Source organism: Elstera sp. (assembly GCF_044372965.1).
Lineage (GTDB): Bacteria > Pseudomonadota > Alphaproteobacteria > Elsterales > Elsteraceae > Elstera.
In genome coordinates this window covers 1-9,270 of record NZ_JBILQX010000143.1, presented here as the reverse complement: position 1 = coordinate 9,270, position 9,270 = coordinate 1, and the positions used below count along the sequence as shown (strand labels likewise).

The 9,270-nt window shown below is 61.6% G+C and carries 13 protein-coding genes; 6 read left to right on the top strand and 7 right to left on the bottom strand.

Annotated features, from left to right (window positions below; translation table 11 throughout):
* Window positions 1-116: 116 nt before the first annotated feature.
* The 3 genes from yidD to rpmH all read right to left on the bottom strand — a co-directional run bounded on the left by yidD (window position 117) and on the right by rpmH (window position 1,008).
* Window positions 117-443 carry a membrane protein insertion efficiency factor YidD gene (gene yidD, locus ACIQ36_RS15250; protein ID WP_395830826.1) on the bottom strand — a complete coding sequence of 109 codons (327 nt, stop codon included), beginning with the start codon at window positions 441-443 and terminating at the stop codon, window positions 117-119.
* On the bottom strand, window positions 440-799 hold the full coding sequence (rnpA, locus tag ACIQ36_RS15245; protein WP_395830823.1) for a ribonuclease P protein component: 360 nt from the start codon (window positions 797-799) through the stop codon (window positions 440-442). The genes yidD and rnpA overlap by 4 nt, the downstream gene beginning before the upstream one ends.
* A gap of 74 nt (window positions 800-873) precedes the next feature.
* Window positions 874-1,008: a 50S ribosomal protein L34 gene (gene rpmH / locus ACIQ36_RS15240; protein ID WP_084627882.1), complete on the bottom strand. Its 135-nt coding sequence runs from the start codon at window positions 1,006-1,008 to the stop codon at window positions 874-876.
* A gap of 129 nt (window positions 1,009-1,137) precedes the next feature.
* On the opposite strand from rpmH, the gene ACIQ36_RS15235 reads away from it, so the two are divergent.
* Both ACIQ36_RS15235 and ACIQ36_RS15230 read left to right on the top strand, forming a co-directional pair.
* Window positions 1,138-1,326 carry a type II toxin-antitoxin system HicA family toxin gene (locus ACIQ36_RS15235; protein ID WP_395830820.1) on the top strand — a complete coding sequence of 63 codons (189 nt, stop codon included), beginning with the start codon at window positions 1,138-1,140 and terminating at the stop codon, window positions 1,324-1,326.
* 27 nt (window positions 1,327-1,353) lie between these two features.
* Window positions 1,354-1,791, top strand: a complete 438-nt coding sequence (locus ACIQ36_RS15230) for a hypothetical protein (protein ID WP_395830817.1) — start codon at window positions 1,354-1,356, stop codon at window positions 1,789-1,791.
* Between the two features lie 31 nt (window positions 1,792-1,822).
* On the opposite strand, the gene hslU is transcribed toward ACIQ36_RS15230, so the two are convergent.
* Window positions 1,823-3,136, bottom strand: coding sequence for an ATP-dependent protease ATPase subunit HslU (hslU, locus tag ACIQ36_RS15225; protein ID WP_395830814.1), 1,314 nt, complete (start codon window positions 3,134-3,136; stop codon window positions 1,823-1,825).
* A complete protein-coding gene (gene hslV, locus ACIQ36_RS15220) occupies window positions 3,133-3,678 on the bottom strand; it encodes an ATP-dependent protease subunit HslV (protein WP_395830811.1) in 546 nt (181 codons plus the stop codon). The genes hslU and hslV overlap by 4 nt, the downstream gene beginning before the upstream one ends.
* A 213-nt stretch (window positions 3,679-3,891) precedes the next feature.
* On the opposite strand from hslV, the gene ACIQ36_RS15215 reads away from it, so the two are divergent.
* The 3 genes from ACIQ36_RS15215 (at window position 3,892) to ACIQ36_RS15205 (ending at window position 5,528) form a co-directional block, all read left to right on the top strand.
* The gene (locus tag ACIQ36_RS15215; RefSeq protein ID WP_395830808.1) at window positions 3,892-4,380 is read left to right on the top strand and encodes a hypothetical protein; all 489 of its coding nucleotides are present in this window, start codon (window positions 3,892-3,894) and stop codon (window positions 4,378-4,380) included.
* Window positions 4,381-4,580: 200 nt separating this feature from the next.
* On the top strand, window positions 4,581-5,084 hold the full coding sequence (locus tag ACIQ36_RS15210) for an arsenate reductase ArsC (protein WP_395830805.1): 504 nt from the start codon (window positions 4,581-4,583) through the stop codon (window positions 5,082-5,084).
* Window positions 5,085-5,216: 132 nt separating this feature from the next.
* On the top strand, window positions 5,217-5,528 hold the full coding sequence (locus ACIQ36_RS15205) for a hypothetical protein (RefSeq protein WP_395830802.1): 312 nt from the start codon (window positions 5,217-5,219) through the stop codon (window positions 5,526-5,528).
* Here ACIQ36_RS15205 and ACIQ36_RS15200 read toward each other — a convergent pair.
* Together ACIQ36_RS15200 and xseA are read right to left on the bottom strand one after the other, a co-directional pair.
* The gene (locus ACIQ36_RS15200; RefSeq protein WP_395830799.1) at window positions 5,520-6,323 is read right to left on the bottom strand and encodes a M23 family metallopeptidase; all 804 of its coding nucleotides are present in this window, start codon (window positions 6,321-6,323) and stop codon (window positions 5,520-5,522) included. The genes ACIQ36_RS15205 and ACIQ36_RS15200 overlap by 9 nt on opposite strands.
* Complete coding sequence (xseA, locus tag ACIQ36_RS15195) at window positions 6,320-7,870, bottom strand: exodeoxyribonuclease VII large subunit (protein ID WP_395830796.1); 1,551 nt, start codon at window positions 7,868-7,870, stop codon at window positions 6,320-6,322. Before xseA ends, ACIQ36_RS15200 begins: the two co-directional genes overlap by 4 nt.
* 169 nt (window positions 7,871-8,039) lie before the next feature.
* Here xseA and ACIQ36_RS15190 point away from each other — a divergent pair, with 169 nt between their 5' ends.
* Window positions 8,040-9,011, top strand: coding sequence for a tripartite tricarboxylate transporter substrate binding protein BugD (locus tag ACIQ36_RS15190; protein WP_395830793.1), 972 nt, complete (start codon window positions 8,040-8,042; stop codon window positions 9,009-9,011).
* Window positions 9,012-9,270: the final 259 nt, after the last annotated feature.

The window sequence follows — 9,270 nt, the reverse complement described above, 5'->3', positions numbered from 1 at the left end:
GGCCTCGGCGCGGGCGGCTTGGGCTGCTCGACGAAGAATTGGAAGCCGACGAGAATGGCGATGGAAATCACGATCGCAAGGATCAGGTTCCGTTGTTCCATGATTTGAAGGCAGCCTTACGGATCGCGGGAGGGCGGGGAAGAGGCGACTTGTGTCGCCGAAAAACGGCCAGGCGGCAAGCCCGAAGACGTGTCAGGGTCGGTAAAGCCCGAAACGGGGGGAACGGGATCATACCCGTACCCTCCCCAGGGATGGCAGCGGCACAAACGCTTGAGGGTAAGCCAGGAGCCTCGGCCCGCGCCGTGGAGGCTGAGCGCTTCGAGCCCATAGGCCGAACAGCTCGGTTCGAACCGGCAGGCGCGCGGCAATAGCGGGGACAGGGTGCCGCGATAGAGGTGGATTACCCCGCGCAGCAGCCGGGCGGTGAGGCTCGGGGCGCTCATGCCGGATCCTGCCAAGATTTGAGGCGGCGCATCGCCACCTCCATATCAATCAGCAAGTCGGGCCAGGGGCGCGTTACGGTCTGCTCGCGGGCGATGACCACGTAATCAAGGCCGGGTTTGGCGTGGGCGGCCAGAACGGCCCGCACGGCCTCGCGCAGGCGTCGGCGCGCGCGATTCCGCTGCACGGCTCCCCCAACCTTACGGCTGGCGGTAAAGCCGATTCTGGGACGCACGGCGTCGTCAAGCGGGTTGGGCGCAACTTGCAACACGAGGCCGGGCATGGCCCATTTTCGGCGCAAGGCGGCAACCCGCAAAAAATCAGCGCGGCGCTTGAGGGGATAAAGCGGCGTTCGCATGGGAACCCTAGCTAGAACCCCAAAAACAGAAGGCGGCAGCAAACGCTGCCGCCAGTCTTCCGATGGGTCGGGTGTTAGGCCGACAGGCGCTTACGGCCCTGGCCCCGACGGCTCGCCAGAACATTCCGGCCGCCGACGGTCGCCATGCGGGCGCGGAAGCCGTGCCGACGCTTACGGACAATCTTGGACGGTTGATAAGTGCGCTTCACGATGGGAACTCCCGAAAAAAATGGCTTGTCCGTATAAGGGACGGAGGGCGTGGAGTCAATCTTTGTTACATCTAAAAGCCTATGGGGTACGCTTTCTCCAAAATATCAGATGTGGTAAAGATAGCGGCTATGAAAAGCAGCGAGCTTCTTCGCCTTTTAAAAGCCCATGGCATCATCATCTTACCCGGTAAGGGCAGCCATCGGAAGCTAATGAACCCAAAGAATGGGGCGCTGTCGGTCGTGCCGGTTCATGGCTCCAACCACGATCTTGCGACCGGGACCGTTCAGGCGATTCTGAAGCAGTTGGGGCTAAAGTAAACCGGTGTTTTGAGAGGGGGGACGGCTATGCATGCCCGTTACACAGTTCAGATTGTACCTCAGCCGATGGGGGAGACGGGGTTCCTCGTAACCTGCCATGATATTCCCGGTGTTATTACGGAAGGGGCAACGGAGGCTGAAGCCGAAGTGCAGGCGCGCGATGCCTTGCTGACCATGATCGAATTGATGATGGATTTGGATCGTCCGATCCCGCTGCCGTGCGCGGGGCAAGGTACCGTGATCGATCTTGGTACGCTCGTCGCTGCGAAAATCGCGCTGCATAATTTAAGGCTCGAAGCGGGGTTGAACCGCGCTCAGTTGGCCGAGCGCATCGGCGGCTCGCCCTCACAAGCGGCCCGCAATCTTTCCGTGCGGCGTAACAGCCGAATGGACCAGATTGATCGGGCACTGGCAGCGCTAGGGTATCACGCCGAAATCGCCGTGATGCGCGGAGCGGCGGAATAGGCACCCTTCCACCGCCCGCATACGAGGGTTCCTACAGAATAAACTTCGACAAATCCGTCTTCTTCGCCAGCGTGCCGACCTTCTCTTCCACGTAAGCGGCAGAGATCGTGATCTCCGAGCCCGGTGAATCCGGTGCCGAAAAACTGATTTCTTCCAGCAGCCGTTCCAGCACCGTATGCAGCCGCCGCGCGCCGATGTTTTCGACCGAGCGGTTGACCTCGGCGGCGAGTTCGGCCAGCGCGTCGATGGCCTCTTCGGCGAAGGTGAGCGTGACCGATTCGGTTGCCATCAGCGCTTCATACTGGCGAATCAGGCTGGCTTCCGGCTCGGTCAGAATCCGGCGCAAATCTTCCACCGAGAGCGGCTTAAGCTCAACGCGGATCGGCAGGCGGCCTTGCAGTTCCGGCAGCAGGTCCGAGGGTTTGGCCACGTGGAAGGCCCCGGAGGCGATGAAGAGGATATGATCGGTTTTCACCGGCCCGTGCTTGGTGGAAACGGTCGTGCCTTCGATCAGCGGTAGCAGGTCGCGCTGCACGCCTTCGCGGCTTACGTCGCCGCCAACGCGCTCGGAGCGGGCGCAGATCTTATCGATCTCGTCCAAGAATACGATGCCGTTCTCCTCCACCGCCATAATCGCGGCGCGCACCACCTGCTCTTCATCCAAAAGCTTATCGGCTTCCTCGGCCAAGAGAATCGCATGGCTTTCGCCCACGGTGATGCGCTTGGTCTTGGTGCGTGCGCCACCGAAGGCTTTGCCGAGCATATCTTGAAGGTTCATCACCCCCACGTGGCCGCCGGGCATACCGGGGATATCGAAGCCCGGCATTTGGAACGGGGCGGTATCTTGCAGTTCAAGCTCGATTTCGCGGTCGGAAAGCTGGCCGTCGCGCAGCATCTTGCGGAATTTTTGGCGGGTTTCTGGGCTTGCGCTTTGCCCAACCAGCGCATCCAGCACCCGCTCTTCGGCGCGGGCTTCGGCCTTTACCGCAACGTCCTTGCGCATGGTTTCGCGGGCAAGGCCGATGGCGATATCAACCAGATCGCGGATGATTTGGTCCACGTCGCGGCCGACATAGCCGACTTCGGTGAATTTCGTCGCTTCCACTTTCAGGAACGGCGCATTGGCGAGGCGGGCGAGGCGGCGGGCGATTTCGGTTTTCCCCACCCCGGTCGGCCCGATCATCAGAATATTCTTCGGCATTACCTCGTTGCGCAAGGCCTCGGGCAGATGCTGCCGCCGCCAGCGATTGCGCAGGGCAATGGCCACGGCGCGTTTCGCATCCCCCTGGCCGACGATGTAGCGGTCGAGTTCCGAGACGATTTCACGCGGGCTGAAATTGGTCATAACCGCTCCAGGGTAACATTGTGATTCGTGTAAATGCAGACATCGCCCGCGATGCGCATGGCTTTGCGGGCAATGGCTTCCGCATCCAGCCCATCAATATCGATCAACGCCCGCGCCGCCGACAAAGCGAACGGCCCGCCGGAACCGATGCCGATAATACCGTGCTCAGGCTCCAGCACGTCGCCATTGCCGGTGAGGATCAGCGACACTTCTTTATCGGCGACCGCCATCATCGCTTCAAGGCGGCGCAGGTAGCGGTCGGTCCGCCAATCTTTCGCCAGTTCCACGCAGGCGCGGGTGAGCTGTTTCGGGTGTTTTTCGAGCTTGGCTTCCAAGCGCTCGAACAGGGTAAAGGCATCCGCCGTCGCCCCGGCGAAACCGGCGATTACGGTGCCCTCGGCTAAGTGGCGCACTTTGCGCGCATTATGCTTCAGCACCGTATTGCCGAACGTCACCTGACCATCGGCGGCAATCACAACTTCATTGTTCTTGCGGATGCACAGAACGGTTGTGCCATACCATTTATCGGGAGCGTGATCCACGTCAGCCTCATCTCTCCAGCCCGGCCCACAAGCGGCACCGGCTCTCTTAGAGGGATAGATGGGGCCGGGTCGTTAAGCCAATCAAGAGTTACATGGCGGTCCTGCAGGAAACGCGCATCGAAAAAATGATGCCCTGGGGATGAACCCAGGGGAAGCCCCCTATCCCATATCGAGGCCTCACATCACTCACCTGAACAAAAAAGAGCCCCGATCATGAACCGTTTTCTGATGACCCTTGCTGCAAGCACGATTCTCGCCGGTGCCGCTTTTGCTGCCGGTCCTGGCCCAGACGGTGCGGGTGGCCCGCATCGTATGCATGGCCCTGGCGGTCACGATAAAGCGATGCAGGAAATCCTGACGCCCGAACAAAAAGCCAAGCTCGATAGCGCCCGCGATGGGATGCGCAAAGCCCGCGATGAGGTTATGGCGAGCCTGACGCCGGAGCAAAAAACCAAGCTCGACGCGGCTCATAAGCCGATGCGCGAGCGGATGGAAAAGATGCGCGGCGCGATGGAAAGCATCCTCACGCCGGAGCAAAAGACCGAACTCGATAAGGCGCGCGGCGGCAAAACCCCCGACCAAATGACCCAGGCCGAGCGCGAAACCTTCCGCACCACCATGAAGAAGGTGATGGACGGCCTGTCGCCGGAGCAGAAGGAAAAAATGCGCGAACTGCGTAAAGAAGGCCATCGCCGGGGTTAATCCGGGCTTAACCCGCCCCTGTTAGACTAATCGTCAGTTCCCTTGGTGCCTTTACCGCCGACGCCCCGCGCGTCGGCGGTTTTTTTGCGGGCGTGTTTTGGAATACGTCAAGATTCCGTAAACGTCATCATACGGCAATCAAGCGATGTTACGCCCTTACACTGTCGTCTTTCGTGCGACGGTCAGCCGGGGTGTGCCTCATGGATAAGATCTACAATGTGCTGTTCCTCTGCTCGCAAAATTCGGCGCGCAGCATTATGGCCGAATCGCTCCTGAATTATTGGGGCAAGGGCCGCTTCAAGGCCTATAGCGCGGGCAGCAGCCCGGCGGGAACGGTCAACCCCTATGCCGAGCGCCTGTTGCAGTCGTTGAATATGCCGGTCAGCACGCTCCGCAGCAAAAGCTGGGACGAGTTCGCCGCCGAAGCCTCGCCGGTGATGGATTTCATTTTCGTGGTCGGTGATACGCTGACCGCCGACACGCTTCCGTCCTGGCCGGGGCAACCGATGATTGCCCATTGGGAAGTGGACGATCCCGTGTCCGCCACGGCGAACGGTGATGATCTGGCCCAGGTGAATGCCTTCCGTCAGGCCTTTCGCCAACTCGAACATCGGGTTAAGATTTTCGCGGCGTTGCGGCTTGATGCCTTGACGCAGATGGCGATGCAAGCGCGTCTCAGTGAAATTGGGTTTGAGACCGTATAACGGGTAAGACGTTTTAAATTCAATGGGTTATGCGGTTCGCCTCAGTTCGTAAGAAATTACTTTAATAAACCCTCTGGAAGCCGCAGAAAATATGCGCTATCGTCCCTTTCAATCGCTAAGGGAGAAGGGTCGATGGCGCATCTCAAGCTTGTTTCCGATAGTACGTTAATCGATCCGGCCGCCGAACGGTCAGCCATGACGATCCTGCTGACGGCAACGGGGGCCGTGGTCGGCGAAGTCAGTAAAGTCTATCAAATCCTGTCGCGGACGCTGGAACAGGATCTGGAAGGCAAAACCAAGGCCGCCGCCGGGCGCGCGTTCAATTCCCTGCCGGGATGGCAGCGGGACCGGATCGCGAATGTGGCGCTGGAAGCGGCAAGCACGGCCCGCACTTACCACGCCGCGCGCGAACGGGCGGTGACGGCGCTCGCAGCCCTAGGGTAAGGGCGGGGGCACAGGGGTCGGCATGAGGGGCAGTGGATCGAGTGTGACCGCGCCCCAATAGACCCCCCAGTGCAAATGCGGGCCGGTCACGCGGCCCGTGGCACCCACCGCTCCGATCTCCTGACCGGCGGTAATCACCTGTCCCACCGTGACCGAACTTGCCGATAGATGGGCGAAGATCGAGCCAACGCCGTGGCCGTGGTCGATCATCACGGTGCGGCCCGTAAAAAAGAGATCGGGTTCCGCGAGCACGACCCGGCCCGAGGCGGGGGCGCGAATGACCGTTCCCGTTGGTCCAGCAATGTCGAGCCCCAGATGGGGCGCACGCGGCTCGCCATTCAAAATCCGCTGCGAGCCGTAAATACCGCTGATGCGCCCGTTGGCGGGCCAGCGGAAGGCTTCGACAAACCCGCCTAAATCCGTGACCTGCGACCGGGCCGCTTTAATCAGCGCCGCTTCCCGTTGAATACGCTTTAGCCCCTCCGGGTCTGGGTTCACCTTGCCGGGGGGTAACCCCTCGATCCGCTGAATATCCCAAGCGCGGGGCGCTATCGGTAGCACGCTGGCCGTGTCGTTTTCCGTGAGGGTGATCGTGCCCGTCGCATCGCGCGCAAGGCCGAAGACGAATTTCCCTTCCGGCGACACGGGCAGCTTCTTGCCATCCAGCAGAATGGTCGCCTTCGGGCTGGTCTGCCCGCGAATGAGCCGCCCCTGTTCGACCGGCGCATCTAAGGTGAAAGCATGAGCCGCGAGCGGGGCCAGCAGGGCGGCGAGTAGGGCAAGGCGGCGAATCAAAACAGGCTCTCCTGCTTCGGCAGCGGGGCTTTGGCGCGCGAGCGGGCGGGGCGCGGATTGCCGCCCTCCTCCAGAACCTCGGCCTTGCGGCTACCGTCCTGGGCTTCCAGCGTCACCAGGGTTCCGGGGGCGAGGGTTGCGACGCCCGAGAGCAAGGCCCCCGCCTCGTCGCGCAGTACCACGAAACCACGCGCCAGGGTGCCCTTGTAAGAATAGCTTTCCAGTAAACGCCCGAGCCCGGCGATCCGCTCGGCGCGGGTGCGGCGCTGTTGATCGTAGGCCGTGGGGAGGCGCGCGGCGAGTTGGATCAAGCCTTGCCCTTGCCGCGTGAGTTCCTGCCGCCAGGGATCGATGCGCAGCCGGGCGGAAATCGCGGCGAGGCGCTGGCGGTCACTGGTGAGATGTCGGGTAAAACTTTGCTCCAGCGCGCGGGCTTCGGCCTGGAAGCGGCTGCGGGCAAGGGCGATTTGCGCGTGCGGATGGGGCAGACGGGCGGCCAGGGTTTCCACCTGCCCGCGCGATAGTGCCAAGCGCTGGCGCATGCTCCGGTGAAGCTGCTGGCCGCGATCCTCTAACCGCTGGCGCGCTTCAGCGACGGCACGGCGGGGATCGGTAAGGCCGCGCCCCAAAGCATCCAGACGTAAATTGCGGTCCTGCAAAATCCGCTCGGCGGCTTGATCGAGCCGCTGGCCGCGTTCGGTGACGGCTTGGCGTAAATCGGCGCGCACCGGCACCGCCATTTCGGCGGCGGCGGTGGGGGTGGGCGCGCGCCGGTCCGAGGCAAAATCGATTAGCGTGGTATCGGTCTCATGGCCGACGGCGGAAATCAGCGGAATCGCGCTGGCCGCCGCCGCGCGCACCACCGCTTCGTCGTTAAACGCCATCAGATCTTCAATGGAGCCGCCGCCGCGCGCGACGATCAGCACGTCCGGGCGGGGGATGCGCCCGCCTTCCACCAAGCGGTTGAAACCTTCAATCGCGGCGACGATCTGCGCCGCTGCCGCCTCGCCCTGAACCAACACGGGCCAAACCAGCACGGGCCGGGGGAAGCGGTCGTTCAAGCGGTGCAGAATATCGCGGATCACCGCCCCTGTGGGCGAGGTGATGACGCCGATGATGCGCGGCAGCAGCGGCAGCGGGCGCTTGCGCGCGGCCTCGAACAGCCCTTCGGCGGCCAAGCGGCGCTTGCGGTCTTCGATCAAGGCCAGCAGCGCGCCGCGCCCGGCGAGTTCCATCTGATCGATAACCAGTTGATATTTCGACTGCCCGGCGAAGGTGGTGAGCTTGCCGGTGGCGATCACCTCCATCCCGTCTTCCGGGCGGATCGATAGGCGGGCGGCAACGCCCTTCCAGCACACCGCGCCCAGCACGGCGTCCGGGTCTTTCAGGTTCAAATAGAGATGGCCGGAGGGGGCGCGTTTGAAGCCCGAAATCTCGCCGCGCACCCGCACGCGCGGAAAGGCGGTTTCGACGGTGCGTTGCAGGGCGCTGGAAAGCTGCCCCACCGAGAGTTCAGGCAGATTATGGGTAAGCTCGGGCGTGGTCATGGCCGGAGCCTAAAGCAATTCCGAAGCCGTTGGAAACGCCTATTCATCGAAGTCTTCGCGTGTGCCCCTCTGCCAGGGCTCGCTTGCGGAAAACCACAATGGACCGGGCGTTAACCCGAGGGCTATTCTGAACCCTCAACGAATAAAATAAAACTCGGAGGAGACGTTGATGACCCGGTTTCTTTTATCGGCCCTCGCGGGCGCGACCATGCTGGCAGGCGCAGCTTCGGCCCAGGATTACCCCAATAAAATCGTAACGGTGGTGGTGCCCTTCGCCGCCGGTGGTCCGACCGATACGGTCGCGCGCCTCGTTGGTCAGTCGATGAGCAAATCGCTTGGCCAACAGGTGATTATCGAAAACGTCGGCGGGGCGGGCGGCACCTTGGGCGCGGCGCGCGTCGCCAAAGCGGCCCCCGATGGCTATACGCTGTTGCTGCATCACATCGGCCACGCCACCAGCGTCGCGCTGTATCGCAAGCTGCCCTATGACACGCTGAATGATTTCGCGCCGATCGGCCTGATTACCGATGTGCCGATGACCTTCGTCGCCAAAAGCGCTTTTCCGGCGAAAGACCTGAAAGAGCTGGTGGCCTACGCCCAGGCGAATAAGGATAAGGTCTCATACGCCAATGCGGGCGTTGGTTCGGCCTCGCACCTGTGCGGCATGCTATTCATGACCGCAATCAAGAGCGAATTGACCACGGTTCCCTACAAGGGCACCGGCCCTGCGATGAATGATTTGCTTGGCGGGCAGGTCGATTTCATGTGCGATCAGACGACCAATACCACCAGCCAAATCAAGGGCGGTAAGATTAAGGTTTACGGTGTCACCACCAAAACCCGCGTCGCCTCGTTGAGCGAAGTCCCGACGATGGATGAAGCCGGGTTGCCGGGCTTTGAGGTTGCCGTGTGGCACGGGCTCTACGCGCCGAAAGGCACGCCCGACGCTGCGATTGCCAAGCTGAACACGGCGCTTAAAGAAGCCTTGAAAGATCCGAACGTCGTCACGCGTTTCGCCGAACTCGGCACCGAACCGGTGAGCCCCGACCGGGCGACCCCCGACGCTCTCGGTAAGCATGTGAAAGCCGAGATCGATAAATGGTCGCCGATCATTAAGGCTGCGGGCGTTTATGCGGATTAATCTATCCGACACCGTCTAACGAAAGGGCGGGGTTTTTCTCCGCCCTTTTTGCTAGGCTGATTTACAGGGAAACTGCGGGGCGCTCTGACCGGGGTGTTCAGGCTTGTCTCAAGTAAGATCGTCGGTAAAAAATCGATAAAAAAACTGTGACTCCTGGGAGGGGTAACGCTCAATGGCACTGTCGATTCGCCATCCGAAGGATTTTATCTCCGGTTTGATTTTTATCGGCCTGGGGCTTGGCTTCGTTTTGATTGCGCAG